The organism is Alphaproteobacteria bacterium (assembly GCA_039980135.1).
In the GTDB taxonomy this organism is placed as follows: domain Bacteria; phylum Pseudomonadota; class Alphaproteobacteria; order UBA6615; family UBA6615; genus UBA8079.
This window is the reverse complement of the sequence record JBDXCV010000007.1, coordinates 123,981-149,301: the sequence shown is the minus strand read 5'-3', so window position 1 is coordinate 149,301 and position 25,321 is coordinate 123,981. Positions and strand designations below refer to the sequence as shown.

The following is a 25,321-nucleotide window of genomic DNA, read 5'->3' as shown; positions in this document are numbered from 1 at the left end:
CCGGCCGAAACAGGAGTAATCATGGGATTTGACTACGCGTCGCTGTACCGATCCGGGCTGCCGGCAACGAGGCCCCGCTGGACCGGGTTCCCGAAGTACAACTTTATCGGCGGACATAATGACGCCGACGCGATCCCAGTTGACGATTTCGTACAGTCTGCAGCCAGCGTCCTGAAACGCGAAGGTCATACGCTGTCGACTTATGGTCTCTCCAGTGGCCCCCAGGGTTATCGACCGCTGCGCGAGTTTTTGGCCACTTCGCTGCACGAACGCACGGGCATGCGGCAATCGGCCGACGATATTCTTATCGTGTCCGGGTCATTGCAGGCGCTTGATCTGGTAAACGATGTACTTCTGTCGCCAGGCGATGTGGTGATCGTCGAAGAGGCTACCTACCAAGGGACGCTGCAACGCCTGAGCCGTCTTGGTGTCGAGTATATCGGCGCCCCACTCGATGAAAACGGGATTCGCATGGACGCGCTCGCCAACATCCTGAGCAGTCTGAATACAGAGAATCGCAAGCCGAAATACATCTATACAATCCCGACGGTGCAGAATCCTTCCGGCTCGGTCATGCCCGAGGCAAACCGCCTGGAGCTGCTATCTCTCGCACACGCTCATGGCGTCCCAATCTTCGAAGATGATTGCTACGCCGACCTGACGTTCGACGGCACACGGCCCCGTGCGATCCGGGCACTCGATACGAACGGCATGGTGATCTATTGCGGATCGTTCTCCAAGACCATTGCGCCGGCCTTGCGTGTCGGTTTCATCACTGCGGAACCCGACGTGATTGCCCACGCCCTGGCAGTCAAATATGACGGTGGCACCGGTGCGCTCGAACAGATGCTCATAGCCGAATATTGCACGGAACATTTTGAACGCCATGTCGGTGCCTTGCAGGGAGTCTTGAGCGCCAAGTGCGAGACCATCATGGACGCCCTGGACAGTGAGTTCGGCACGACCGCCAGTTACGCGCAGCCCAAGGGCGGAATATTCATCTGGGTGAACCTGCCCGACGCCGTCGACACCAGCGAACTGGCGACGGGTGCGCTCGAACAGGGCGTGGCGATCAATCCCGGTGCCGATTGGTCGGCGGACCCGGATAGCGGCCGCCATCGGCTGCGCCTGTGTTTCGGGCATCCGTCCCATCAGGATATACGCGAAGGCGTCGCGCGGCTGGCGGACATCTGTCATCAGATGACGGGATTGCCCGAACGCAGCGGCAATATTTCTCGAACAGATTCCTAGCGCCGGTTCCCGGCGTCGGCATTAAGCCCCGAGATAGTAGCTCTTCACCATGTCGTTCTCGCGAAGATCGGTTGCGTCCTTACTCGCGAACGCGATCTCGCCATGGACAATGATGTAGCCCTTGTCGGCGATACGGATGGCCTGGTTGAAATTCTGCTCGGCCATCAGAATGGTGAGCCCTCGGCTTTCACCAAGCTCACCGATCTTCGTGATCATCTGACTGACCAGAATCGGTGCCAGACCGACCGAAGGCTCATCGACCAGAAGAAGCCTCGGGTCGCTCATCAGCGCACGACCCACGGCCAGCATCTGCTGTTCACCACCACTCATGCTACCGGCGAGCTGTGTTTTACGCTCGGCAAGCCGTGGGAACAGCGTGAAGGCGTAGTCGAGATTGGTTGCCAGCGTCGCACGGGCCGCCTGACGATAGGCGCCGAGTGTAAGGTTTTCCTCGACCGTCAGATCCGGGAACAATCGGCGCCCTTCGGGCACCTGGGCCACGCCGGCCTCGACGATCTCCTGGGGAGACGCCGCGGTCAGATCGATGACGGTACCGTCGTCCTCACGCAGCTCTATCGAGCCCGCGCTGGGCTTGATCAGGCCCGAGACACAGCGCATGAGGGTCGACTTGCCGTTGCCGTTAGTACCCAACAACGCGACGGTCTGCCCGTTCGGCACCTCGATCGACACTTTGTTCAAAACAGTGACCGCGCCGTATCCGGCGTCCAGATCCTTGATAACAAGCTCAACCATCGTCGTCGCTTCCCAGATACGCCCGCTCGACGTCCTTGTTCTTTACGATTTCATCAGGCGTACCCTCGGCGATCAACTGGCCCGCATCGAGGCAGATGATCCGCTGAGAGAAACGCATGACCGCTCGCATGATGTGTTCGATCATAATGATCGTAATTCCGCGTTCGTTCATCTTGAACAGGATGTCGATGACTTCATCAACCTCCTGCCCGGTCAGACCCGCCATCGCCTCGTCCGAGATCAACAGTTTCGGCTTTGCGGCCATCGCCCGCGCCAGTTCAAGCTTGCGCAACTCGATCTGGGTCAGGTCGAGGGTCGTGTCATCGGCCTTCTCTGCCATCCCCATCGTCTCGAGGATTTCCATGGCCTCGGCCCGATCATCGGTCTTCTCACCGCGATGGTGGCCCACAAACTCCGCCGGGATCATCAGGTTTTCGATCACGGTCATGGTGTGGAAGGGCCGCGGAATCTGGAAACTGCGGGCAATACCCGCCCCGGTGCGTTTATGCGGCTTTAGGTCGGTCACATCATTGCCGTCGAAAATGATCTTGCCTTCCTCGTTGCGCAGCAACCCGGAAACACAGTTGATCATCGTCGTCTTTCCCGAACCGTTGGGTCCGATGAGGCCGAAACGCTCGCCCTGGCTCACATGGGTGGTGACGTTCGACAGCGCCGTGAAACCACCGAAATGCTTCGAGACACCGTCTACCTTTAGAAGTGCATCGCTCATCGGCTTGACCCCTGACGTGATTTCCTGAACCAGCCAATTATGCCTTCCGGTGCGATAATCACGAAGACCACGAGGACAACGCCGACAATCAGCAAGTTCAGTTCAGACTGAATCCAGAGGGAAGATACTTGCTGTGCCGTTCCAAGCAGCAACGCGCCGATCACCGGCCCGGCCCAACTGACCGTGCCACCGATCATCGGCATGGCGATCGCGTTGATCGCATATTCGAGGTTGAAGGCCGAAAGCGGGTCGATAAACGTGAGGTAGCTCGCCAAGGGTGCACCCGCGACACCCATCATGGCACCGCTGATCGTCGTGGCAATCAACTTGAGACGCAACGTGGGAACGCCCATGCACTCCGCCGCCTCCTCGCTGTCCTTGATCGCGTTCAGGCCGCGACCGAGCTTGCTGTTCTCGATGTAACGCGCGACCCAGACACTGAGGATCGCGACCGTCCCCATCAGGAAGAACAGGAACTCCTTATAATTCCCGAACAATCCCGCCTTGCGATCAACGATCAGTTCACCCAGGAGTTCCGGTTTGCGCTTCGGCAAGATCGACGTCCCGGCGGCACCGCCGACATAATCCCAATGGGCGACGATTGTTTCGAGGATGATCGCCAGCGCCAAAGTTGCGATCGCGAAATACACGCCGCGCAGGCGAAGTGTCAGATATCCGGTCGCGAACCCCAGAAGCCCGGCGAAGATCCCGCCCGCAATCATCTGCTCGACAAGACCAACATCGAGGAAGTTGATCAGCGCGACCGCTGTATAGGCACCTGTTGCCAGAAAACCGGCAGAACCGAAATTCACGTAACCACCATAGCCGCCAAGGATATTCCAGGCGGTGGCCATGACCATGTACTGCAGGATCACGAAGCCGATGAAAAAGTAGAACTGGTTGCCGACCACCTGGGTCAGAACAAACAGGCCGACAATCAAGAGCAGGCAGATAATCTCAAAACGATACTTCATTAGTGCGCTCCCGCCGTCTTGCCGAACAGCCCTTCGGGGCGGAAGGCCAGAACCGCAAGCAGAATGCCGAACGACACGGCCGGCCCCCAGGAGGGACCGAAGAATGTGGCAACGATACTTTCGGCGACGCCAATGATCACGGCCGCCAGCAGCGTTCCGCTGATCGACCCCAGGCCACCAAGGACGACGATGGCGAATACGTTGCCAAGATAAAGCCGCCCGAGCGACGGTTCGATCGGCAGCACGATGATCATCAATGCGCCACCGACACCAGCCGTCGCGACACCCAGGGCAAAGGCGATGCGCTTCACCCGGATCGGATCGACGCCCATGAGGCGCAGCGCCATCATGTCTTGCGCCACGGCGCGCACGGCGCGGCCGAAGAAGGTTCGGGTAAGATAGGCGCGGATTGCCAGGGTCGCGATCGCTGCTACCACGAAGGCGACGAGCAACCGGAACGGGATCGCGACATCGATCTCCTGGCCGATAATGATGTTCCACGATTCGCCGATATAGGGCGCCTCGACGAGGCGGTGGTCGACGCCGAACTGAATGACGAGGCCGACTTCAATGATAAACAACAGACCGAAAAAGAAGGCCAGGCCGCGCAGTGATTCCGCGCCCGACTTTTCGAAGACGTTGTAGTAAACCTGATAAATCAGCCAGCCGAGAATGAAGAAGAATGGCGTTGATAGGACACCCGCCAGGATCGGGTCGATCCCCAGAGTGGAATTGAGCAAAAAGGCAATAAAGGCACCCAGGACGAGCATCGTCGGATGAGCGATATTCACCACGTCGAGCAGGCCGAACGTGATGGACAACCCGATCGCCAGGGCGGCGTAAAAGCCGCCAAGAAGGATGCCGATCACCAGCGCATTCAGCAGGAGATCAATAAACACAGCCATGGCAGAACTCCACGCCCGGACCGGGCGTCAGAAAGAAAAAGGAGGCGGCGGCACCCGAAGGAGAGTGCCGCCGTCCTAATAGGCGTTATTTGCGCAGTGCGCCGAACGTCTGAAGTTCACCGGTCGAAATATCGGCCGGCAACATGATCTTGCGCGTACCCGGCTTCGCGAACTGCTCCAGGTCATTGTTCTCAATGCCCTGATACTGCACGACAATGGTACGTGAACGATCCCACTCGCCGTTCTTGCCGAACTTCACGTCGCCCACAACCGTGCTGAACTTGGTGTCACGGATGTAGTCGGCGATCGCGTCCTGATCGAGTGAACCGACAGCGTTCACAGCCTGGCCGAGAATATCGACATAGGCATAGGACCAGGGCACCAGATAGTAGCCGAGGGCATCAACCTTCAGGTTGTCCTCCTTCACCTTCGCCTGGTAGCGCTTGATGAGATCGCCCGCACCGGGATACAGATCCATGGTGGGTTCCGGCACGAAGAAGTCATAGTTCGAGATGCCGTTGAGCATCGGGCCGAGGCCCGCCATTAGGCCCGAGAACTGCAGACCGACCATGCCGCCACCGACGGCTTTCGCATCGGTCCCGACTTCGGCAAGTGCGCGCACAAGCCCGGCCGAACCGTTCGGATAGGACGCGATGTAGATCACATCCGGCTTCTTGGCATTTGCCGCACGCAGAATTGGCGTGAAGTCAGCCGTCTTCGGGTTGTAGTTCTGCTCATAGACGATTTCGAGACCCATCTTCTCGGCATTCGTTACAGCACCCTTCTTCAGGTTCTGCGCGAATTCCGCGTCGGCCGCGATCACCGCGATCGTCTTGGGCTTGAGACCTGCGACCGCTTCAAACCAGTACTGGGAGAAGCCGACGGCAGGATCGGGACCTGCGGGCAGGATCTGGAAATACTTCTCGTACTTCCACTTGGAATTGTTGTCCATGCCGAACAGGCCCATGAACACCATTTCGCGTTCGATCGCGATCGGCATCGCCGGCGCGATCAGGTTGGTGCCATAGCCGCTGACGATCAGGTCGACCTTGTCGATATCGATGAGCTTGGAATAGATACCAGGCACATTCTTCGGGTTGGTCTGATCGTCATAAAAGACGAGTTCGACCTGTCGGCCCAGAAGGCCACCCTTCTTGTTGATATCTTCGGCCCAGATCTGCATCGCCAAAAGCGACTGCTGGCCGCCACCGGCAAGTGCACCGGTCAGCGCCATGCTGAAACCGATCTTGATCGGGTCTTTGTCTTGCGCCTGCGCGGTTGTCGAGATCGACCCCGACAGAACAACGGACGCCGCGAACAGGCCGACAAGCAGCCATACGCGCACTCTGTTTGCGAGAATTCGGGTCATGTGCACCCTCCCTAGGTGTTCACGTTTCACACGGATTCACGAAACCGTGAATCCTGGTAAGAACACATCGAGGTTCGGACCCGCTCTATTCAGACACTTTTGCCGGCCTGATTTGAATTGTCAGATTTTGACGAATTCGCCCGGGGGTCGTTTCCTCTCGATGACTCACTTTTCCGTGAGTTCGAATGATTCATAACAGCACGATCAACAGATGCACAAGTGTGTTTTGACGACCGTTTGCGGGTCATGTGACCCGGCGGCACCAATCGGCTACCGAATTGAAAATCTTGCCTGACGCAGTCCTGCCGCATAGCTTGGCCGCCAATCAAATCAGCGACAGAAAAAAGCCGGGGGAAAGCATGGCCGAATATGATCTGAACGGACGCGTGGTAATCGTGACCGGAGCCGGCCGCGGCCTGGGCAAGGCGATGACCGAGGCCCTGACAGAAGCCGGCGCCAACGTCGTCGCTGCGGCACACATCGACGATGATTTTCCAACGCTCACCGAGGCGTGTGCCAGCAACCCCGGCAAACTGCATTGCGTCACGGCAGATATCCGCAAATCCGAAGATTGCGACCGTATTGTCGCGGAAGGTCTGGACGCGTTTGGGGCCATCCACGGGTTGGTCAACAACGCCGGCCTGACCTTCACCTACATCTGGCCCGACGGACACAAGCGCCCAGAGTGGAAAGCGACGGGCGAAATGCCGAAATTCTACGAGGCCAGCGACGAGATCATCCAGAACGTGATGGACGCAAATTTTGTTGGCGGCGACAAGCTCGCCCGTCGCGTCGCCCCCTTGATGATCGAGCAGGGTTGGGGCCGGATCATCAATGTCACCACGATGTATCGGACCATGACCAAACAGGGCTCCTCACCCTACGGACCCTCCAAGGCCGCGCTCGAATGCGCGACCGAGATCTGGCACAAGGATCTCGAAGGGACCGGCGTTACCGTGAACATACTCAACCCGGGCGCCGGTGCGGCCACACCGGGTATGTCGGACGAAATGAAGGAACGCGACAAGGTCCTCGACAAACCGGTGCTGATCGAAGCCGATCTGATGAGGGCGCCGATTGTCTGGCTGATGTCAGAGGCAACCAACAGCATCAGCGGCATGCGCTATGACGCCAAGCCCTGGGATCCGAATAGTCCTGCCGCCGACGAAGCCGAACGCATCGGCGCGCAAGCCGGTGTCCTCCTCTATTCGATGCCCGACTACTAGACCGGACGGACTATCAGTTCATGAATGAACGCGCCGCCTATGTCGGCCCGACGATCCTGCTCACCCTGATTCAGGCGATGATCTCCTGGGCGGTGTTCGCACCGCCCGTGCTCGCCAAGCAGGCATTGCCGGAGATGGGTCTCGACCCGGCGTGGATCGGATTGCAGCCGACGATCCTGTTCACCGCCGCGATGTTCAGCGGGATGATGTCGGCAGGATTGGTTGCCCGTTTCAACCCCATGCGCGCATCGCAGGTGATGGTGCTGCTTTGTGCCGTTGGCAGCGTCAGCATTGCGTCCGGTAATCTTTTCCTCGTCGCGCTTGGCAGCGCACTCATCGGCGCGGCACTCGGGCCTGCAACCCCAGCGAGTTCGCACATTCTCTCACGTGCGACCCCGCGGCACCTCCAGCCGTTCGTTTTTTCAATCAAGCAGACCGGTGTGCCGCTCGGCGGTGCGCTGGCCGGCTTCGTCGGTCCACCCCTCACTCTCCTCTGGGACTGGCAATCTGCCTTGCTGGTCGTCGCGGCCGCGTGCCTCGCGACGGCCGTGATCACGGAGATCTGGTCGCGCGGCTATGCGCAATACGCCGACACATCGATCCGGGTGAAACTGGAATTGATTGGCCCGGTCCGCCTCGTGCTGGCAAGTCCCGTCCTGCGCTGGCTGCTCGCCGGATGCGTTCCCCTGGTCATCGCGCAATACGCGCTCACGACTTTCATCGTGTTGTATCTGCAGGAAGACATCGGCCTGTCCGTCGTGACCGCCGGCGCGATCCTGGCGGTGGCCCAGGCGAGCGGTGGCACAGGACGTATCGTCTTCGGCGCCGTCGCGTCACGGTATCTGAGCCCATCGACCACGCTCCTGTTTCTCGCACTGCTCGGCTCACTGGCGGCCTTCCTGACAGCGTCCATCACCGCATCCTGGCCGCTCACGCTTATCTATGCCGTGGGCGTCATCTTCGGTGCCGGTGCGGCCGGCTGGAACGGGGTTTATCTGGCCGAAGCCGCACGCCGTGCACCCGGTGGCGAGGTCAGCCGAACCACCGGGGCGGTCGGCTTCATCATTTTCGGTGCAATCGTGATCGGCCCGGCCGTCTTCGGTGCGGTCGTCGCGACGGTCTCGTTCAAGGTTGCCTATATCGGGATTGGATTCCTCGTCCTGACGAGCGTCTTCTCGTTCCTGCGGGCGACGAGGTATATCCGCCAGAACGACACCCGCCCCTAGCCGGTCAACCAGGCGGTTCGTTGTCTGACTCCAGCGCCTCGAAGATGATCGCCAATTCCTTGTCCAGCAGCCCCATCTCCGCGACCTTGTCGTAATAGTCCCGGGTGATCGTCGAGACCGGCGCCGGCACCCCGAGCGCCGCCGCGTGTTCAACGATGTAGTGCGTGTCCTTAAGCACCAAACGCGCCGGCGCCGGCGGCGGATCCCATTTGCGTTCAGCCATCAGGGGACCGCGCAGTTCAAACTGGGTCGAGGTCGCAACGCTCGGTTTCACGACATCGATGATCTGCTGCGGATCGAGCCCCGACGCGATCCCCATGTTCAACGCCTCCGCCGTGACGAGCACATGATTGGTCACCAGCGCGTTGAGCACGAATTTGAGTTTCATGCCATGGCCGAATGGGCCCACATAGGGGCATTTGGGGGCCAGCACCTCAAACATCGGCTGCACGGACTCGCATGCTGCCGGGTCCCCACTCAGCATGATCACGGCGCGGCCGGTTTCCATCGCCTGGGGGGTGCCGCTGATCGGGGTATCGAGGGCGATAGCCCCCTTCTTTTCCAGTGCGTCGCGAACACGCTCCTTAAGCGCTACGGCGAACGTACCCATGTCGGCGACGATCAGCCCTGCCCGGCCACCCGCCACAAGTCCCGTTTCGCCGAATACCGCCTCTTCGACCGCGGCCTCGCTGGCCAGCGCCATAATGACGATGTCGGAGTGTGCCGCGAGGGTTCGGGCGTCAGGAAACAACGCGCCGCCGGCGTCCGGCAACCAGGCGGCACTGCGCCGGTCCAGTCCTGACACCTCAAATCCCCTGGCCAGCAGCAGGCGGGCCGCCATGCCGCCGATTTCGCCAAGACCAAGAATGCCGATGCGCTGACGCATATCGTGCGGACGACGCCTTAGACAGCGCGGTCCCGCCCCTCCCAGAATTTCTCGCGCATATCCTTCTTGCGCACCTTGCCGACGGGTGACCGTGGCAGCTCATCCCAGAACTCGACCGTCTTCGGTGCCTTCACACTGCCCAACTCTTCCTTACACAGCGCGATGATCTCGTCCTCGTCCACCTTCTGTCCCGGCTTGAGCTCGACAATGGCCTTCACTGCCTCGCCCCATTTGTCATCGGGCACGCCGATCACCGCACAATCCTGAACGGCGGCGTGGCCCCACACGATCTGCTCGATCTCGGAAGGGTAGATGTTGAACCCGCCGGAGATGATCATGTCCTTCTTTCGGTCGACGATATAGATGTACCCGTCCTCGTCCTTCAGGCCGATATCACCGGTGCGGTGCCAGCCATTGGAGGTCGAGACTTCGTCCGTCGCGTCCTTGTTCTTGTAATAGCCGGCCATGACCAGCGAACCGCGCACGACGATCTCGCCGCGCTCGTTCGGTGACAGGATATTCTCGTCATCGTCCATGATTTCCACGGGCGTCAGCAGACAGGGTTGACCGCAGCTGGCCAGGCGATGTGCCTTGTTGGTCGTGAGTGCTTCCGTGTGCGCCTCGGGTGGCAGGTAGGTGCAGATCATGGGCGCTTCGGCCTGACCGTAACACTGCGCCATCACCGGCCCAAACACGTCGATCGCCTCTTTCAGCTTGTCCACCGACATGGGCGCTGCGGCATAGACGAAATATTCCAGCGAGGAATAGTCGTAATTGCGCACGTCCGGGTGCGCCAGCATTACGTATATCGCAGTCGGCGGCAGGAACAGGTTGGTGACGCCGTGCTTCTCGATATTCTCCATGAGCTGCGGCAGTTGCACCCCGTTCATGATGATGTTCGTCGCCCCATAAGCCATGAGCGACAGCGCGACGACGCCCGCGGCGTGGGTCATGGGTGCGGCACACAGATGTACCGGCGGCTTCTTCGGCGGCATATGCGCGACCATCGCCGCGACCATCGTCTCGAACAGATTGTTCGTCCACACGATGCCCTTGGGCCGGCCCGTCGTACCCCCGGACGGGAAGATCCCGCAGATGTCATCGGGGTCATCGGGAAAGTCCGGGGCGTCACCTTCATACCCCGAAACAAATGCCGCGAAGGACGGCGCGTCAGCACCTTCCCGGTCCAGGCATACATAGTTCCTGATGCCGGGACACGCCTCGCGAATGACCTTGATATTGTCTTCGAAGTCACTGTGATAGAAAAGAAATTCGGTGTCGTTGTTGTTCAGGATATAGGCGTTCTCAGCGACCGCATTGCGGGCGTTGATCGGCACCCAGGCGCCGCCGGCGCGGTAGATACCGATCAGCGCATCGAACGCGCCGGGCGCGTTGGGGCTGTAGATCGCCGCGTGTTTGCGGTAGCCGAAGCCCGCCGCAAGCATGGCCAATGCGGTCCTGTGGGAAAGGTAGCGCGCATCACGATAGGTCGTGATCGCGCCGTCTTCCGCGATCATGAAGGCGCGGTCCGGGTGGAGCAAAGCCCCACGGTCGAAAAAGTCGATCACGCGCATCGCGTCTCCCCACCCGGTATTCTTGGTTCCGTTTAGGGAACCAGCATGCTGATGCCCGTCAGTTTGCGGGATTCCACATCCTTGTGGAGCTTCGCGGCATCCTTGAGCGGATAGCGCTGCTTGATTTTGACCTTCACCTTGCCGGACCGGATCATCTGGAACACGCGCTTGGAACTATGCAACAGATCCTCGCGGCCGGCGGTGTAGTTGAAGAGCGACGCCCGGGTTAGCCGCCACGCGCGCGCCATGTAGCGGAATTCATTGAGATCGACGGCGGGCACCGGGCCCGACGCGCCGCCGAAGCTGGCGAGCAGACCGCGATCCTTCAGACAGGCCAGCGACGTCTCGTAGGTGTCCTTGCCGACGGGATCGAACACGACGTCCACGCCCTGCCCCTTGGTGATCTTGGCGACCTCCTTGGCGACGTCCTTCTTCGAGGTGTCGATGGCATGCTTGGCGCCGGCGCGGGTGATCTCCTTGCACTTCGCAGCCGAAGACGCCGTGCCGATAACAGTCGCACCGCGCGCCTTGGCCCACTGGCACAGCAGCAGGCCAACACCGCCAGAAGCAGAATGCATCAGAACCGTATCGCCCTTTCGCACCTCACCGACACGCTCGACGAGCATCTCGGTCGTCATGCCCTTGAGATGGGTCGCGGCGGCGATTTCGTCGGTGATGTCGCGCGGAATCGGCACGCAGATCGCGGCCGGAACATTCTGCGCCTCCGAATAGGTGCCGACGGCGCCGATATAGACCACGCGCTGGCCAACCTTCAGGTCGGTGACCCCGCGGCCGACGGCCTCGATGACGCCTGCCGCCTCGGACCCGATCCCGGTCGGCAGTTCGAGCGGGTAGCGACCCGTGCGGTGGTTGATGTCGATGAAGTTGAACCCGACGGCAGTGTGCCGGACGGTGACTTCGCCCTTCTTCGGCTTCGGCAGGTCGATCGTCTTCCACTTCATGACCGACGGGCCACCGGTCTTGGCGACCTGGATTGATTTGATTTCCATTAGAATTTTCCTTCTTTGTTGAATGCCGGCCACCTCAGGCAGAGGTGCGCCCGGCGTCGATTTTCAGCTCTGCGCCGGTCATGTGCGGCGCTTCGTCGGAAAGGGCGAACGCGACCAGGGCGGCAATCTCCTCAGGCTCGACGACTTCTCCCATGGGAGCAAGCTTCAGGCCCGCCTCCATGAACCCCGGCACATTGACGACCGGCGGCGTGCGCGACATGCCCGGCACGATCGTGTTGACCCGGATTTTCAGCGGCGCCAGTTCGATCGCCAGCGCGCGCATCATCATGTGTACGCCCGCCTTGCTCGATGCATAGGGAAGGATACCGGGGCCCGGCCGCACCGCCGTGGACGACCCGGTCGCCAGCAGAGATCCGCCCTCACCCTGCGCGATAAGTACCTTCGCCGCCGCCTGCAGGGTAAGGAACACACCCGTCATATTGACGTCCAGAAGGCGGTTCCAGTCAGCGAGGTCCAGGTCCTGGAAACCGGTGCGGCCCACGAAGGCGCCCGCGTTGGCGATCGCCGCGTCAAGCCGGCCGAACTTCGCAACCGCGCCGTCGATCAAGGCCGAGACCTGGTCGGGATCGGTGACATCGGCCGGAATGGCGATTCCGTCCCCCTCGAGATCCGACATGGACGCCACGGTTTCCTCCAGCCCCGGCATTTTCATGCCGCTCACAGCGACCAGCGCGCCTTCGCTGGCGGCGCGCAGGGCCATTGCGCGCCCGAGACCGGACCCCGCCCCGGTAATTGCCACAACTTTTCCGGTCAGCCGACCCGGCATATCTTCACCATGGAATATTCGCTAGCGTCGCATCCCGAACACGGACACGACGCCTTGACCGGACTGTATTACATCGTGAGCAAGTGCGCGACAGCTTGACGCGCACCGATCAGCAGCCGCTATAAAAAAGTAAGCGACGGAGCAAAACGAGCAATGGCTGACCACAAAGAGTCCAAACTCGACCCCGACCTCCTGGTCACGACCGAATGGCTGGAAGCCCATCTCGACGATCCGGACCTGCGGGTGTTCGATACCACCACTGTGCTGGTGCCGGATCCGGAACTTGAGTATCGGGTCGAGGGGGATCGAGAAGGATGGGCAGCCGGCCATATTCCCGGCGCCGGTTATATCAACTGCCAGGACGATATGTCGGTCACCCCACATGCGTTCCGCTTCATGCTGCCCGCGCCCGAAGATTTCGCCGCACGCATCGGCGCCCTGGGCATCGGCGACGACACCCGCCTGATCCTGTACAGCCGCACCCAGCCGTTTTGGGCGACCCGCGCCTGGTGGGCGCTCTACGCCATGGGGTTCGACGGCGGCATGGTCCTCGATGGCGGTTACGCCAAATGGACGGCGGAGGGCCGCGCGATCTCCACGGGCGAAGAAACGCACACCCCTGCATCGTTCACGGCCCGGCCGCGCCGGGAGGTGATCTTCGACAAGGACGATGTCCGCGCCGTCCTCGACAATCCCGACGTTGCGGTGGTCAACGCCCTGTCGGCGGAACAGTTCCACGGCACCGGCGGCCTGGTGTTCGGCCGCCCGGGGCGAATTGCCAACAGCACCAACGCACCCTATGCCGACGTGTGCGACATGGAATCCAATGTCTTCGCTGACGCAGATGCCCTCCGGCGGATGTTCGACGCGGCGGGTGCCACGCCCGACAAGAAGATCGTCAACTATTGCGGCGGCGGTATCTCCGCGACCCTCGCCTTCTTCGCCCAGAAGGCGCTGGGGTACGAAGACGTGGCGCTCTACGACGCGTCGATGCAGGAATGGGGCAAGGACGAGACCCTGCCCATGGAAACCGGATAAGGATTTTACCCCGTCATGTTTTTCGATCCCCGCGAAGCCGGCATGAAGCCGGAACCGTTCAAGCATTCCGTCTACAGCGCCCTGGTGGTGCCCCGCCCGATCGGCTGGATATCGAGCCTAAGCGCCGACGGCGTGGTCAATCTCGCGCCGTTTAGTTTCTTCAACGCACTCTCCGGCGACCCACCTTGCGTGATGTACTGCCCGAACGCCGTCAAACCTGGGACGGGAGAGAAGAAAGATTCCTACCAGAACGTGCAGGATACCGGCGAGTTCGTGTTCAACATGTGCGTGTGGGGCCTGCGCGACCAGATGATCGCGACAGCCGAGCACGCGCCGTCGCGCATCGACGAAATGGCCAAGGCCGGGCTCGAGCCGGCGCCCTGCCATAATGTCAGACCTCCGCGGGTCAAGGCGTCACCGATCGCACTGGAGTGCAAGCATCTCCAGACCATCGACCTGCCGCCCGGGCGCAACTCGCAGTCCCATGTCGTCATGGGCGAGGTGGTTGGCATTCACATCAATGACGACGTCATCACGGATGGCATCGTGGACATTCACAAGATGGAACTGATCGCGCGGCTTAGCTATCTGGACTATGCAAAGATAGAATCGGAAAACATCATCGCCCTGAAGCGCCCCGACAATGTGGTGCATCCGAGCGAGCGAAAGTAACGCGCCAACCCAAGCGCGCGGCGATAAAGCGAAACGGCAGAACATCTCGGGGGAAGAAGCATCATGTTAATTGCAGACGCACAGGTTCATCTCTGGAATTTCCGAGGTGACGGCAACCCATGGCACCGCATGGTGCCCGCCTTTACGGCCGACGAACTGATCGCGGAAATGGACGAGGCCGGGGTCAACCGGGCCATTGTCGTCCCGCCGATGTGGATGGGCAATGACAATTCGCAAGCCTGCGAGGCCGCCGGAAAGTACCCCGATCGTCTCGCGGTGCTCGGGCGTATGGATCTGTTCGACCCGGCGGGTGCCGAGAAACTCCCCGACTGGAAGGATCAGTCCGGGATGCTCGGTCTTCGTTTCACCCTCGGCAAACCCGAGGAACAGGAAGCGCTGAAGTCCGGCGGCCTGGAGTGGCTGTGGGCCGCCGCGGAGGCGAACGATCTTCCGGTGATGTTCATGCTCGCCGGGAGCGCCGCCGAGACCGCGAAAATCGCCGAGGCCCATCCGAATTTGCGCCTGACCGTGGACCATCTGGACCTGCCGGGACGTAAAGTCGATGACGAGGCCTTCGGCGGCCTGCAGACCCTGCTCGACCTGGCCCGATACGAGAATGTTTCCGTGAAGGCCTGCACGATCGGCGCCTATTCCTCGCAAGACTATCCCTGGCCCAACACCAGCGACCCGCTGAAGCGCGTCGTCGATGCGTTCGGGCCGAAACGCGTGTTCTGGGGATCCGATCTCACCCGCCTGCCCTGCACCTATCGCGAGTGCGTCACACACTTCACCGAGGAACTCGACTGGTTGTCGGGCGACGATCTGGAACTGGTGATGGGACGCGCCCTGTGCGACTGGATCGGCTGGGCGTAGTAACCAAAAAGAGGACATGAACGATGGCCCATGACGAAACCGAACTCTCGCCCGAGGACATGCAGAAACGCGTGGCCCGCTTTGCGGACCTAGTGCCCTACAAGGACACGATGAACGACGCCCACGGGATCGCACCCGAGGCGATGCAACTGATGTCGTCGGACAAGGTCTTCCCGGTGATGAGCCCGGAGGGCTGGGCCGGACGCAGCAAGGTCGCGCCGGTCAAGGGTGCACCGGGTCTGACCGTAACCATCGCCGAATGCCCGCCCGGCGACAGCTCGGGCCTGCACAAGCACACGGACACGGTCGAGAACTTCTTTTGCATCGAGGGAGAGTTCGAGATCGTCTGGGGCACTGAGGGGGAGAACTCGATCACTCTTGGACCGCTGGATTTCGTCTCCGTGCCGGCCGGTGTCTATCGGGAGTTCCGCAACAATGGCACCAAGATGGGACACCTCTTCGTCGCCATCCAGACGCCGCCCGAGGAAACCAAGGACACGGTGATCCATGCCGCCGCCGCGGGAGAAGAAGTCGAGCGCCGGTTCGGGCGTGAGACCCGCGATGCGATGGCCGATATCGGCATTCGGTTCGGGGAATAGAACATCTCCCTTTCGTACATCTCTGCGTCGCACATCGCCCCGCACGAAGATTGATCCGTCGCCATGTTCGAAAACTTCATCCCGGTTGACCTGTTCGACACCGGCCTGCTGATCGCCGCCGCGACCGTGTTCGCGGGCGGCCTGATCCGGGGTTTCTCGGGGTTTGGGTCCGCGCTGATTCACGCCCCCATGCTGAGCTGGATTTGGGGGCCGCAGATCGGCGTGCCGGTGACTGCCCTGGTCGAGATCGGTCCCGTCCTGCTTCTCGCACCGACCGCACTCCGCGAATCCCAGCGGCGGACCGTGTGGGCGCTGGGGATCCCCGCCGTGCTCCTGATGCCGCTCGGCGCGCTGATCCTGATTTCGGTCCCCCCCGACGACATGCGCCGGGCCAACGCCGCGATCGTCCTGCTGCTCGCGCTCATCCTCTGGACCGGCTGGCGTTACCGCGGCCCGCGCGGCCTCGGGCCGGAGATCGGCGTCGGCATGCTCGGTGGCACCCTGGCGGGCGCGGCGGGCGTCGCGGGCCCGCCCGCGATCCTCTACATGATGGCGAGCGGTGACGCGCCGGCGCGTATCCGCGCCAACCTGATCGGCTACTTCACCCTGATTCTCGTCGGGCTCACCGCGACCTTCGCGCTGAACGGCCTGATCGATGCGGCGGTGTTGTGGAAAACGGCGGCGATGATCCCGCCCTTCATCCTCGGCACCTGGATCGGCATGAAGCTGTTCCCGCTGGCGAGCGAGCGTCTCTTCCGGAACATCGCGCTGGCGACACTGGCGGCGTCCTCGACCTGGGTGCTGCTCAACTAGAACCGCGCGGCCAAAGACCGCCGGAACGAGGACCATCGGAACGAGGACGCACTGGCCTGCCCGCCCACGCAATGCCAGTATTCCTATGGGAGACATGGTCATGAAACACACACTCTTTGCCGGAATGCTGCTTGTCGCGGCGACCTCGGGTACGCAGGCGGATTCGACATCGACCGCCATGTATTTCCACAGCCATGTCCGCGATGCGCCGACATGCACGGCCACCGCCGCGAACGGCGTTATCTCGTTTCCCGATACGATCAACAGCCCCGCCGCCACCTGCGCCGACACCTTCGCCTGGGCGTCGTTCCTGGAGACGATCCAGGCCAGATTCTGGGATCAATGGGCGAACGACGAGACGATCTGGGTGGTCGACCCGAAGCCGTTATGCACCTCGGACGGCGCGACCGATTGTTGCTTTGTGCGTATCGGTGCGGCGCCACAGGTCGGGCACCGGGACGCGTCGGGCAACGTGCGCGAACCCGACGACGTCGGCGCGCCGGGCAAACACTGCCCCTACATTCCGGGCGACTGGGGCGGTTCCGCAGAGACCAGCTTCGCCGGCGGCAAACCCGGCAACAGCCACAACGCGACCTTCCTGCGCACGCTCGATCCCGCCCGGGTTGCCCGCCAGGGCCAGGTCGAGATCGTGTACAGGAACGACGCCTTCGTCCGCTACACGGCCGAACAGGAACTTTACTCGAAGCCCGGGCTCGTAAAGCTGTTCGCTCGGATCGCCGGCGAGGCCGAACACGCCAAGCCGCACCGTCCGACCGGCCAGGGCGTCGCCTACCCGCCCGCGGCGATGATGTTCAAGGTCGCCTGGATCGACCAGGAGACGATGGTCGCGCTCGGCTATGTCACCGACCATGACAGCGACGCGAAGACCCCGCCGCAGAACCCGGACCTGCCCTACATCACCCAGAAGATCCGGGCCTCGACCGACAACGGCAAGACCTTCCACGAACGGATCTACTATCTCGCCAGCGTCGCCGCCTCGTCCAAGGCCCTGCCCGGCTGGCACTGGTTTGCGTTCGAGCATGCGAACAATCTCGGCCGCTGTGACTTCATTGGCTGCAACGACAGTTTCGGCGCACTGCACGAGGTGACAGTCGACGCACCGCTGCAGCCGGAAAAGGGCGAAACGCTGACCACCACCTTCGAAAGCAACTTCATTGCACCCAACACGAAGGACGACGAGCTGAACGACGACCTTTCACTGTTCGATCTCGGCCAGCGCTATCCGGCGGGCGAGATGACAAAAGCGCTGACGGACCTGTTCACAGGCCTGGGCATCGGCACCGGCGACGCAGCGGTTGATCCGGAGGCGCCGAAGGTCACCGACCCGGCATGGAAGAGCTATCGGCTCAAGGGCACGCAGACCCAGTTCACCAACTTTGACGGCTACCCCACGCTTCTTGGTTCTTCAATCAACGAGGGCGGCTTCGTGAACACCGCATCCTGCATCAGCTGCCATGTTCAGGCGTCGGTGAAAGCCGACGGCAGCCTTGGCGCACCAGGTGTTGGCGCCACGGGCCGGCTCAACAATTTCGGCATCGGCACCCAGGTCAGTGGCCCACCGGAAATCGGTGACTTCTATGATCGCGGCACGACCAACCGGCGCGCGGTCCAGACGGACTTCGTCTGGGGCATCCTGTTCGCCCAGGACCCGAAAAAGAAATAGGACCCCGGCAGAATAGTCATCATGCCCGCACTTGTTGCGGGCATCCACGTCGATATTTCACGTGACACGAACACGTGGATGGCCGGGTTGATGTTTGTCCGCCGAAACGCAATGCGCGAAGGCAGGAGCCCTGCCACTACGAGAAAGATGACCAAAGCCCGGGATTAGAGTCCCGAGGCGGCCATCACGTCCTGCATGCTCTTGCCGGCATCCGCACAGGCCGCCTGATGCTTTTTGGAAATCTCGTCGATCTCCGGCGGGTTCGCAATCTCGCGCCTGAAGTCCTCGCGCGCGGCAATACGCTCATACCAGGCCAGCAGTTTCGGGAACCGATCCGTCGGGAAACCCATGGAGGTAATCCGGAACACGGTGATCCACCACGCGATATCCAGCGCCGAGAACCCGCTGGCCAGCAGCCACTCCTGCCCCTCCAGGCGCTCTTCCAGTTCGCCGAACGCCTTCAGGAACTCACCGGCCGCATTAACGACCTGTTCGTCGGTGATGCCACCGTTCTCGTTCATCTTGCGCCAGAATTCGACCTCGATCGCCTTGCGGCCATCGACCTTGCCACCGACCGTCTCCGCACCTTCGGCCTCGTAGACGTCCACCGCCGCATCGTCTTTTTTCATCATCTCGACGGGCAGGAAATAGCGGAAGGTGAGTGCCCGAACGCACAAATGCAGATCATCCTCACGCTTCATCGAGGCTTCCATGAAGGCCTTCTCATCGGGATCGGTCGGGAACAGCTTCGGGCCGCCGAACGTCGCGTCGACATATTCGATGATGTCGTTGCTCTCGATATGCACGTCCCCGTCATGCACCAGGGTCGGCATCAGGCCGCGCGGATTGATGCCCATAAACCATTCGGTGAAGTTCTCGAAATGGGCGATATCCACATGGTGAGACTCCCATTCCACGCCCTTCGCCGCAAACGCAATCCGGGTTTTCTGGGAACAGGACGAGCCCATGAAATGGAACAGGTGCAGCCCTTTCCAGTCCAGGACCTCTGTCGTCTTGATGTCCGATGTGGCGAGTTTCACCATCGCTGAATTTCCTTCCCTGTGTCGGTGCCCGTTCTTCAGGCGGGCGCGGTTTGGCCCGCGCGGCGTTTCGGTGCGATCATAGCGGCGAACAAACCGGAATCACAGGAGCACCGCCATGGCCGACGAATTGCAGACAACCCGTTTCGCGAGCCTCATCCACCAGCTCGACGACATCCCCGTCCACAAGATGCCGTTCGGCGAGATGAAGGTGCTCGGCGGCGACCAGGTCATGGGCTTCTGGGCCAGGATCGACGGCGGCAGCCACATCCCGGCCCATTCGCACCCGAACGAGCAGATCACCTGGCTGATGAAGGGTCGGTTCGACTACAAGTTCGGCACCGGCGAGGAAGCCACCTGCGAGGCGGGCTCTCTCGTGCTCATCCCCGGTGGGATCGAACATGAGGTCTGGTATCGCGAGGACTGCGAGATCGTCGAGTTTTTCTCACCGCCGCGTACGGACATGTTCCCCGAACTGGTGAACAACCCCTACGGGGTTGAGGACTAGGCCTACCCCAACTCTCTAGACGTCATACGCGGACTTGATCCGCGTATCTCGTCTCCACCCGGAAGGAGATGCCCGGATCAAGTCCGGGCATGACGATGGAGGTGATGTCTCTTGAGACGCCTACCGCTGCCGCGCCTGGACGATAATCCCGACGATGGTCTCTTCGCCGAGCGATTTACACGCCTCGAGGCGTTGCAGGCCCTCGACGAGGATTTTTCGCTTGCCGTCGTCGCGCACCATGATCGGAACCTGCTGCCCCTCCTCCAGGATGCTCTCGGCGATCTCCTGTACCCTGTCGGGATCGACCTCCGTCCGGCGCTTGGTCGGGATGTAGATTTCGTCGATCCTGAAGATCAGGTCTTTCATCGGCGAGGCCCTCTTGATCGCGGGTGGCACTGGCGCCCATGGCTGACGCCGGGCGCATGAAAGCCTAACATTCTTTCCGTCCCTGTAGACGGGGCGAACGATCCACAGACAACACGCAAGGACAGCGCCATGCAGATCCCCACCCGAATCGTCGATATCTCCATGGCCCTCGATGACGAGATCATCGTCGATCCGCCGGCCATGCGCCCGAAGGTTTCCATGATGGAGCATGGCGACAATCTGGACCGGCTGCAGAAGCTCTATCCCGGCCTCGACCCGGCGGAACTGCCGGGCGGGCTGTCGTCCGCCTACGAGACGATCACGCTCGCCACCCATAACGGCACCCATGTGGACGCGCCGTTGCATTATCACCCGGTCGACAAGAACGGCGATCCGATGCCCTCGATCGACGAGATGCCGCTCGACTGGTTCATGCGGCCCGGCGTGAAGTTCGACTTCCGCCATTTCGACGACGGCTACCTGGTGACCGAGGCCGACATCGAGGCCGAGCTGGCGCGCATCGGCCACGACCTGCAGCCGCTGGATATCGTGCTGGTGAACACCTCGGCCGCAGCGGCCTATGGCCGGGACGACTATATCGACCATGGCTGCGGCATGGGCCGCGAGGCCACCTTGTATCTCACCTCACGGGGTGTACGGGTGTGTGGCACCGATGCGTGGACATGGGACGCGCCCTTCAAACACACGGCCGAACGCTGGGCCGAAACGAAGGACGCCTCAATCATCTGGGAGGGCCACTATGCCGGGATCGAGGAGCCTTACTGCCAGATAGAGAAGCTGCAGCATCTCGAAGAGCTGCCCGACAACGGATTCATCGTCGCCTGCTTCCCCACTAAAATTCGTGGCGGCACGGCCGGTTGGACCCGGGCCGTGGCGTTATTCGGGTAAAAAGCGCGCCCATTATACGAGTCGGAAGCCGGCTGCGATCAAGAGCCCTTGATGCGGTCGCGCAAGGTTTCAAGGAACGGAATGTCGCGATACTGATCGGGCTGCACCTTGTCCCAGGCCACACCGGTCGGCTGGGGAAATTCGGTGCGTGTCTCGATCAGCCCGGCCTCGGTCGCGATCCAGTGGAGCGCTGAATCATGGGCCACCATCAACACCCGCGAATCATCAACGACCTGGCTCGAATGCACGGTCGTCGCGATCTCGGTGTCCGGGCTGACCTTCCCCAGTTCACGGAAGATGCCCAGCTCGAGATCGGCGAACCCGCCGCCCTTGCCAGTGCGCCCGCCCGCGCGCGTAACAGCCACGCAACCGACAACCACGAAATCGAGCGGCTCCATGTCTTCAAACTCGACGAGTTCGCCATGGGTCTGGAACCCCTGGCTCGTTGCCGCGAGTTCGAAGCTGACACCCTTGGCTTCGAGCACAGCCGGGTCCAGGCGCACAAACGGCACACCCTCGATCAACTCGGGGATCGGCGCATAGACAATCTTGCCCTCATACAGCGCGCGCAAACGCACGGGGATTTGCGGGGGATCAGGGTTGCACTTCACGATGCGTGCCGCCTGCCAGGCAGGAACTTGCGACAGGTTCAGCGCCGCCAGGTCGGCCCCCGCGAAATTCGGAATACGGCTATGGGACGGGCCGACATTCACACCCGTTTCCACCAGATCATCCCAGACCGCACCGCGCACCTCATCCTTGGTCTCGTTGCGGCCCGCCCAGCGTGCTTTTTCGTTCATCGATCTTTTCCCGTTCATTCGCCACCCGCCATCGCGTGACCGATCGTCCTGCGATCCGTCTCACCGATGGGTGACGTGTATTCAATCGCGCCTTCGAGCATGACGCCCACATGGTCGGCCAGTTCGAGGATTTCATCGAGATCCTCGGAAATCAGAAGCACCGCCGCGCCGCGATTGCGCTGATCGATGATCTGGGCGCGTATCTCGGCCACACTCGCGAAATCGAGGCCGAAGCACGGGTTCGCGACGATCAGGATATCCACGTCGCCCGACAGTTCTCGCGCCAGCACCGCGCGCTGCACGTTGCCGCCTGACAGATTCTCGATCCGCTCGTCCGTCGACGGCGTTTTGACCCGGTAGTCTGCGATCAACCCCCGTGCCTGCCGGCGCATATGGCTCGGTTTGAGCCAGCCAGCGCCCGACGCGATCGGGTTCTTGTCGAACGAGCGAAACGCGATGTTCTCGGCCACGGTCATATTGGGCACGGCGACATTGCGCAGAGGTTCTTCCGACAGGCCGAACACCTTGAAGGCATCCATCTGCTGGCGCATCGGGGAATAGTTTTCGTCATGTACCCGAAGCGCGCCGCCCCCGAGTTCGCGCTGGCCGGACAGCACCTCTACCAGTTCGGATTGCCCGTTTCCCGACACGCCGGCAATTCCCACGATCTCGCCGGCTCGCACCGCAAGGCTGATGTCACGGAGCGCGGACAGGCCTTCATCGTCCTCCGCTGCCACATCGACAAGTTCCAGCACCACGGGTGCGTCCTCGGGGGTGGGCGTGCGCGCCGCGGCCTGGCGCAATTCCGTATCCCCGATCATCATGTGGCTCATATCTTCGACCGTGATATCAGCCACCCGATGGGACCCGACCATCTTGCCGGCGCGCAAAACCGTGACGTCATCGGCATAGGCCGTGACCTCGCGAAATTTGTGGGTGATCATCAGGATCGTGAGTTCACCGGAATCCGTGAGGCCCTTGAGCAAACCGAGAATTTCGTCGGCCTCGTCGGGGGTCAGGACCGATGTCGGCTCGTCGAGAATGAGAAAGCGCTGGTTGAGATAGAGCTGCTTGAGGATTTCCAGCTTCTGCTTTTCACCAGCCGACAGGCCCGAAACCGGCACATCGAGCGGCACCTGAAAGGGCGTGGTCTCGAGAAACGCGGCGAGCGCTGCATGTTCGGCGTTCCAGTTCACGACGGCCGGGACATGGGCGCGGCTTATCACGAGATTCTCTGCCGCCGTCAGCGAGGGCACCAGCGTAAAATGCTGATAGACCATGCCGAGGCCGAGTGCATGGGCGTCGCGCGGGCTCGCGATTTCAACTTCATGATCATCGACCATGATCTGGCCGGACGTCGGCTTGTAGACTCCCATGATGCATTTCACGAGGGTCGACTTGCCGGCGCCATTCTCTCCGAGAAGCGCATGAAAGCTGCCCGGCCGCACCTTGATGGACGCATCGTCGAGGGCCACCAGGGAACCAAACTTCTTCGTCATCACGAAGGTCTCGACCCCGATGCCGCGCGGTTCCCGTTCGATTTCCGCCGTGGATGTCATACCGCCCTCATGCCAGACCGGCGCGGTCAAGCGCGGCCAGATAGTCTGTGCTGTTTGAAACGGCGCCGAAAACGCCGCCCTGCATCTTGATCATGTGGATCGCCGCATCGTGATTGCCGCGATCGGTCGCGCCGCAACAATCTTCCAGCAGCAGGCATTCGAAGCCGCGATCATTCGCGTCACGCATCGTCGTGTGCACACAGACGTCTGTCGTGATCCCCGTCAGCACGATATTGCGAATGCCGCGCGTGTGCAGAATGAGCTCCAGATCGGTGGCGTAGAAGGAGCCTTTCCCCGGCTTGTCGATCACCGCCTCTTCGGGCAGCGGCGCCAGCTCGGGGATGATTTCCCAGCCCGGCTCACCGCGCACAAGCACACGCCCGCACGGGCCGATATCGCCGATCCCGGCACCGATGCGGCGCGAACGCCATTGCTTGTTGGCCGGCAGGTCGGCCAGATCGGGGCGATGGCCCTCGCGGGTATGGAGAATATGAAAACCCGCGCCGCGCATCGCCGACAGCACCCGCGAGATGGGCTCGACCGGCGCGCGCGTGAGCGACAGGTCGTAACCCATGGAATCCACGTAACCGCCGACGCCGCAAAAATCGGTCTGCATGTCGATGATCAGCAATGCGGTATTCGCCGGGCGCAGATCACCGTCGAAGGGCCAGGGATAGGGGTCGGCCGCGACCGGCCCCTCGTTCGAGGCCACCTGTTCGTCGGATTGGCTGCTGGCGCTCATACCGCTACTCCGCCGCCTCATCGACCTTGGCGCCATATACCCGGGTCGGGGCATCGAAACCACAGGACGTGCCGTCGGTCACGGCAACCTCGCCCTCCCAGGGCAATGCATATTCGCCTGCAACAAGATCCTGCATGAAGGTGTAGGGGCAGTCCTGCGCACCGTCTTTCACCGCCACATAGCCGCGATGGCCGAGCTGATAGATGTTGTTCTCCACACCCCATCCCAGCCGCGCTTCGCGCACCAGGTCGGGCCGCACCTCGGCGGTGATGATTTCGTTCGCACGGCCGTTCGTGCCGTGGGCGAGAACCGTGCCGTCGAAGTTGACGATCATCCCCTCGCCCATGGAATCGAAACTGCCGTCGGTGCCGCACATGCACACATTGGCGGTGACCATGAGGTTCTGAAACGCGTTGGCCTGATTGGTAAACCGCCAGCTGTCGCGGATCGGCGCTGTATAGCCCGCCGTGCGGATCATGATCTCCGCGCCCTTGTAGGCGCATTCGCGGGCCATTTCGGGGAACATCCCGTCATGGCAGATGATCAGGGCGAGCTTCACCCCCTTCGGGCCGTCGATCACCGGGATGCCGATATCGCCCGGCTCCCATGGCTCGACAGGCACCCATGGGTGGAGCTTGCGATAGTAGAGTTGCAGCTCGCCATGATTGTCGATCACCAGACCGGAATTGTAGGGATTGCCGCCGGGGTTGCGTTCCATGATCGAGAAGCAGCCCCAGATGTCGTGCTCTGCGCACGCCGCCTTGAACGCCGCAACTTCGGGACCGTCGAGGCTGCACATGATCTCGTCACTGGTGTCCATCGACAGCCCGTGCAGGGCATATTCCGGAAACACGACCAGATCCATGGTCGGCAGGTTGCGCCGCGCCTTGCCCACCATCTCGACGATGACGTCGGTCTGCGCCGCGAGGTCTTCCGGCGTGGCAACCACCGGGAGCTGAAGCTGGACCATGCCGAGGACGACGCCTTCGGCCGATTTGTTCAGTCCACCCAATCCGTTCATCATCGC

26 protein-coding genes are annotated in these 25,321 nt (G+C 61.6%); 11 read left to right on the top strand and 15 right to left on the bottom strand.

What is annotated here, in order from left to right:
• The first annotated feature begins 18 nt into the window (after positions 1-18).
• Positions 19-1,251, top strand: a complete 1,233-nt coding sequence (locus ABJ363_10180; GenBank protein MEP4379357.1) for a PLP-dependent aminotransferase family protein — start codon at positions 19-21, stop codon at positions 1,249-1,251.
• Positions 1,252-1,272: 21 nt separating this feature from the next.
• Here the strand turns inward: ABJ363_10180 and ABJ363_10175 are convergent, their stop codons facing one another.
• From ABJ363_10175 to ABJ363_10155, 5 genes are all read right to left on the bottom strand, one after another.
• Positions 1,273-2,004 (bottom strand): ABC transporter ATP-binding protein, encoded by a 732-nt coding sequence (locus tag ABJ363_10175; GenBank protein MEP4379356.1) that lies wholly within the window; start codon positions 2,002-2,004, stop codon positions 1,273-1,275.
• Positions 1,997-2,734, bottom strand: a complete 738-nt coding sequence (locus ABJ363_10170; GenBank protein MEP4379355.1) for an ABC transporter ATP-binding protein — start codon at positions 2,732-2,734, stop codon at positions 1,997-1,999. Before ABJ363_10170 ends, ABJ363_10175 begins: the two co-directional genes overlap by 8 nt.
• On the bottom strand, positions 2,731-3,708 hold the full coding sequence (locus ABJ363_10165) for a branched-chain amino acid ABC transporter permease (GenBank protein MEP4379354.1): 978 nt from the start codon (positions 3,706-3,708) through the stop codon (positions 2,731-2,733). The genes ABJ363_10170 and ABJ363_10165 overlap by 4 nt, the downstream gene beginning before the upstream one ends.
• Entirely contained in the window at positions 3,708-4,613 is a 906-nt protein-coding gene (locus tag ABJ363_10160; GenBank protein ID MEP4379353.1) for a branched-chain amino acid ABC transporter permease, read from the bottom strand. The genes ABJ363_10165 and ABJ363_10160 overlap by 1 nt, the downstream gene beginning before the upstream one ends.
• Positions 4,614-4,698: 85 nt before the next feature.
• A complete protein-coding gene (locus ABJ363_10155; protein ID MEP4379352.1) occupies positions 4,699-5,982 on the bottom strand; it encodes an amino acid ABC transporter substrate-binding protein in 1,284 nt (427 codons plus the stop codon).
• A gap of 359 nt (positions 5,983-6,341) precedes the next feature.
• On the opposite strand from ABJ363_10155, the gene ABJ363_10150 reads away from it, so the two are divergent.
• Both ABJ363_10150 and ABJ363_10145 read left to right on the top strand, forming a co-directional pair.
• Positions 6,342-7,208 carry an SDR family oxidoreductase gene (locus ABJ363_10150; protein MEP4379351.1) on the top strand — a complete coding sequence of 289 codons (867 nt, stop codon included), beginning with the start codon at positions 6,342-6,344 and terminating at the stop codon, positions 7,206-7,208.
• 20 nt (positions 7,209-7,228) lie between these two features.
• Positions 7,229-8,434 carry an MFS transporter gene (locus tag ABJ363_10145; protein ID MEP4379350.1) on the top strand — a complete coding sequence of 402 codons (1,206 nt, stop codon included), beginning with the start codon at positions 7,229-7,231 and terminating at the stop codon, positions 8,432-8,434.
• A gap of 4 nt (positions 8,435-8,438) precedes the next feature.
• On the opposite strand, the gene ABJ363_10140 is transcribed toward ABJ363_10145, so the two are convergent.
• Genes ABJ363_10140 through ABJ363_10125 form a run of 4 tightly spaced genes read right to left on the bottom strand, consistent with a single transcriptional unit; the run spans position 8,439 to position 12,691 of the window.
• Positions 8,439-9,320: an NAD(P)-dependent oxidoreductase gene (locus tag ABJ363_10140; protein ID MEP4379349.1), complete on the bottom strand. Its 882-nt coding sequence runs from the start codon at positions 9,318-9,320 to the stop codon at positions 8,439-8,441.
• A gap of 17 nt (positions 9,321-9,337) precedes the next feature.
• A complete protein-coding gene (locus ABJ363_10135; protein ID MEP4379348.1) occupies positions 9,338-10,894 on the bottom strand; it encodes an AMP-binding protein in 1,557 nt (518 codons plus the stop codon).
• A gap of 32 nt (positions 10,895-10,926) precedes the next feature.
• Complete coding sequence (locus ABJ363_10130) at positions 10,927-11,904, bottom strand: quinone oxidoreductase (protein MEP4379347.1); 978 nt, start codon at positions 11,902-11,904, stop codon at positions 10,927-10,929.
• 34 nt (positions 11,905-11,938) lie between these two features.
• Positions 11,939-12,691 carry an SDR family NAD(P)-dependent oxidoreductase gene (locus ABJ363_10125; protein MEP4379346.1) on the bottom strand — a complete coding sequence of 251 codons (753 nt, stop codon included), beginning with the start codon at positions 12,689-12,691 and terminating at the stop codon, positions 11,939-11,941.
• A 153-nt stretch (positions 12,692-12,844) separates the two neighbouring features.
• Here ABJ363_10125 and ABJ363_10120 point away from each other — a divergent pair, with 153 nt between their 5' ends.
• The 6 genes from ABJ363_10120 (at position 12,845) to ABJ363_10095 (ending at position 18,370) form a co-directional block, all read left to right on the top strand.
• Positions 12,845-13,729, top strand: coding sequence for a sulfurtransferase (locus ABJ363_10120; GenBank protein ID MEP4379345.1), 885 nt, complete (start codon positions 12,845-12,847; stop codon positions 13,727-13,729).
• A 15-nt stretch (positions 13,730-13,744) separates the two neighbouring features.
• The gene (locus ABJ363_10115; GenBank protein MEP4379344.1) at positions 13,745-14,401 is read left to right on the top strand and encodes a flavin reductase family protein; all 657 of its coding nucleotides are present in this window, start codon (positions 13,745-13,747) and stop codon (positions 14,399-14,401) included.
• A 63-nt stretch (positions 14,402-14,464) separates the two neighbouring features.
• The gene (locus tag ABJ363_10110) at positions 14,465-15,274 is read left to right on the top strand and encodes an amidohydrolase family protein (GenBank protein ID MEP4379343.1); all 810 of its coding nucleotides are present in this window, start codon (positions 14,465-14,467) and stop codon (positions 15,272-15,274) included.
• A 23-nt stretch (positions 15,275-15,297) separates the two neighbouring features.
• Positions 15,298-15,873 carry a cupin domain-containing protein gene (locus ABJ363_10105; protein ID MEP4379342.1) on the top strand — a complete coding sequence of 192 codons (576 nt, stop codon included), beginning with the start codon at positions 15,298-15,300 and terminating at the stop codon, positions 15,871-15,873.
• Between the two features lie 63 nt (positions 15,874-15,936).
• The gene (locus ABJ363_10100; GenBank protein MEP4379341.1) at positions 15,937-16,686 is read left to right on the top strand and encodes a sulfite exporter TauE/SafE family protein; all 750 of its coding nucleotides are present in this window, start codon (positions 15,937-15,939) and stop codon (positions 16,684-16,686) included.
• A gap of 100 nt (positions 16,687-16,786) precedes the next feature.
• Positions 16,787-18,370, top strand: a complete 1,584-nt coding sequence (locus tag ABJ363_10095) for a hypothetical protein (GenBank protein MEP4379340.1) — start codon at positions 16,787-16,789, stop codon at positions 18,368-18,370.
• A gap of 164 nt (positions 18,371-18,534) precedes the next feature.
• Here the strand turns inward: ABJ363_10095 and ABJ363_10090 are convergent, their stop codons facing one another.
• Positions 18,535-19,413 carry a glutathione S-transferase family protein gene (locus ABJ363_10090; protein MEP4379339.1) on the bottom strand — a complete coding sequence of 293 codons (879 nt, stop codon included), beginning with the start codon at positions 19,411-19,413 and terminating at the stop codon, positions 18,535-18,537.
• A gap of 115 nt (positions 19,414-19,528) precedes the next feature.
• On the opposite strand from ABJ363_10090, the gene ABJ363_10085 reads away from it, so the two are divergent.
• Positions 19,529-19,918: a cupin domain-containing protein gene (locus ABJ363_10085; GenBank protein ID MEP4379338.1), complete on the top strand. Its 390-nt coding sequence runs from the start codon at positions 19,529-19,531 to the stop codon at positions 19,916-19,918.
• A 120-nt stretch (positions 19,919-20,038) separates the two neighbouring features.
• Here ABJ363_10085 and ABJ363_10080 read toward each other — a convergent pair whose 3' ends face one another.
• Positions 20,039-20,284: a ParB N-terminal domain-containing protein gene (locus ABJ363_10080; protein MEP4379337.1), complete on the bottom strand. Its 246-nt coding sequence runs from the start codon at positions 20,282-20,284 to the stop codon at positions 20,039-20,041.
• Positions 20,285-20,413: 129 nt separating this feature from the next.
• Between ABJ363_10080 and ABJ363_10075 the strand changes: the two genes are divergently transcribed.
• A complete protein-coding gene (locus ABJ363_10075) occupies positions 20,414-21,193 on the top strand; it encodes a cyclase family protein (protein MEP4379336.1) in 780 nt (259 codons plus the stop codon).
• Between the two features lie 38 nt (positions 21,194-21,231).
• Here ABJ363_10075 and ABJ363_10070 read toward each other — a convergent pair whose 3' ends face one another.
• From ABJ363_10070 to ABJ363_10055, 4 genes are read right to left on the bottom strand one after another with little or no spacing between them, the layout of a single operon-like run.
• On the bottom strand, positions 21,232-21,993 hold the full coding sequence (locus ABJ363_10070; GenBank protein ID MEP4379335.1) for a 5-formyltetrahydrofolate cyclo-ligase: 762 nt from the start codon (positions 21,991-21,993) through the stop codon (positions 21,232-21,234).
• Between the two features lie 14 nt (positions 21,994-22,007).
• Positions 22,008-23,552, bottom strand: a complete 1,545-nt coding sequence (locus tag ABJ363_10065; protein ID MEP4379334.1) for an ABC transporter ATP-binding protein — start codon at positions 23,550-23,552, stop codon at positions 22,008-22,010.
• A gap of 7 nt (positions 23,553-23,559) precedes the next feature.
• Positions 23,560-24,294 (bottom strand): isochorismatase family cysteine hydrolase, encoded by a 735-nt coding sequence (locus ABJ363_10060; GenBank protein MEP4379333.1) that lies wholly within the window; start codon positions 24,292-24,294, stop codon positions 23,560-23,562.
• 4 nt (positions 24,295-24,298) lie between these two features.
• Entirely contained in the window at positions 24,299-25,315 is a 1,017-nt protein-coding gene (locus ABJ363_10055; protein ID MEP4379332.1) for a formamidase, read from the bottom strand.
• Positions 25,316-25,321: the final 6 nt, after the last annotated feature.

What these genes read in the sequence shown, in the direction of transcription:
- ABJ363_10175 (MEP4379356.1), bottom strand. Translation starts at nt 2,004, where the DNA reads ATGGTTGAGCTTGTTATCAAGGATCTGGACGCCGGATACGGCGCGGTC.
- ABJ363_10170 (MEP4379355.1), bottom strand. Translation starts at nt 2,734, where the DNA reads ATGAGCGATGCACTTCTAAAGGTAGACGGTGTCTCGAAGCATTTCGGT.
- ABJ363_10165 (MEP4379354.1), bottom strand. Translation starts at nt 3,708, where the DNA reads ATGAAGTATCGTTTTGAGATTATCTGCCTGCTCTTGATTGTCGGCCTG.
- ABJ363_10160 (MEP4379353.1), bottom strand. Translation starts at nt 4,613, where the DNA reads ATGGCTGTGTTTATTGATCTCCTGCTGAATGCGCTGGTGATCGGCATC.
- ABJ363_10155 (MEP4379352.1), bottom strand. Translation starts at nt 5,982, where the DNA reads ATGACCCGAATTCTCGCAAACAGAGTGCGCGTATGGCTGCTTGTCGGC.
- ABJ363_10150 (MEP4379351.1), top strand. Translation starts at nt 6,342, where the DNA reads ATGGCCGAATATGATCTGAACGGACGCGTGGTAATCGTGACCGGAGCC.
- ABJ363_10145 (MEP4379350.1), top strand. Translation starts at nt 7,229, where the DNA reads ATGAATGAACGCGCCGCCTATGTCGGCCCGACGATCCTGCTCACCCTG.
- ABJ363_10140 (MEP4379349.1), bottom strand. Translation starts at nt 9,320, where the DNA reads ATGCGTCAGCGCATCGGCATTCTTGGTCTTGGCGAAATCGGCGGCATG.
- ABJ363_10135 (MEP4379348.1), bottom strand. Translation starts at nt 10,894, where the DNA reads ATGCGCGTGATCGACTTTTTCGACCGTGGGGCTTTGCTCCACCCGGAC.
- ABJ363_10130 (MEP4379347.1), bottom strand. Translation starts at nt 11,904, where the DNA reads ATGGAAATCAAATCAATCCAGGTCGCCAAGACCGGTGGCCCGTCGGTC.
- ABJ363_10125 (MEP4379346.1), bottom strand. Translation starts at nt 12,691, where the DNA reads ATGCCGGGTCGGCTGACCGGAAAAGTTGTGGCAATTACCGGGGCGGGG.
- ABJ363_10120 (MEP4379345.1), top strand. Translation starts at nt 12,845, where the DNA reads ATGGCTGACCACAAAGAGTCCAAACTCGACCCCGACCTCCTGGTCACG.
- ABJ363_10115 (MEP4379344.1), top strand. Translation starts at nt 13,745, where the DNA reads ATGTTTTTCGATCCCCGCGAAGCCGGCATGAAGCCGGAACCGTTCAAG.
- ABJ363_10110 (MEP4379343.1), top strand. Translation starts at nt 14,465, where the DNA reads ATGTTAATTGCAGACGCACAGGTTCATCTCTGGAATTTCCGAGGTGAC.
- ABJ363_10105 (MEP4379342.1), top strand. Translation starts at nt 15,298, where the DNA reads ATGGCCCATGACGAAACCGAACTCTCGCCCGAGGACATGCAGAAACGC.
- ABJ363_10100 (MEP4379341.1), top strand. Translation starts at nt 15,937, where the DNA reads ATGTTCGAAAACTTCATCCCGGTTGACCTGTTCGACACCGGCCTGCTG.
- ABJ363_10095 (MEP4379340.1), top strand. Translation starts at nt 16,787, where the DNA reads ATGAAACACACACTCTTTGCCGGAATGCTGCTTGTCGCGGCGACCTCG.
- ABJ363_10090 (MEP4379339.1), bottom strand. Translation starts at nt 19,413, where the DNA reads ATGGTGAAACTCGCCACATCGGACATCAAGACGACAGAGGTCCTGGAC.
- ABJ363_10085 (MEP4379338.1), top strand. Translation starts at nt 19,529, where the DNA reads ATGGCCGACGAATTGCAGACAACCCGTTTCGCGAGCCTCATCCACCAG.
- ABJ363_10080 (MEP4379337.1), bottom strand. Translation starts at nt 20,284, where the DNA reads ATGAAAGACCTGATCTTCAGGATCGACGAAATCTACATCCCGACCAAG.
- ABJ363_10075 (MEP4379336.1), top strand. Translation starts at nt 20,414, where the DNA reads ATGCAGATCCCCACCCGAATCGTCGATATCTCCATGGCCCTCGATGAC.
- ABJ363_10070 (MEP4379335.1), bottom strand. Translation starts at nt 21,993, where the DNA reads ATGAACGAAAAAGCACGCTGGGCGGGCCGCAACGAGACCAAGGATGAG.
- ABJ363_10065 (MEP4379334.1), bottom strand. Translation starts at nt 23,552, where the DNA reads ATGACATCCACGGCGGAAATCGAACGGGAACCGCGCGGCATCGGGGTC.
- ABJ363_10060 (MEP4379333.1), bottom strand. Translation starts at nt 24,294, where the DNA reads ATGAGCGCCAGCAGCCAATCCGACGAACAGGTGGCCTCGAACGAGGGG.
- ABJ363_10055 (MEP4379332.1), bottom strand. Translation starts at nt 25,315, where the DNA reads ATGAACGGATTGGGTGGACTGAACAAATCGGCCGAAGGCGTCGTCCTC.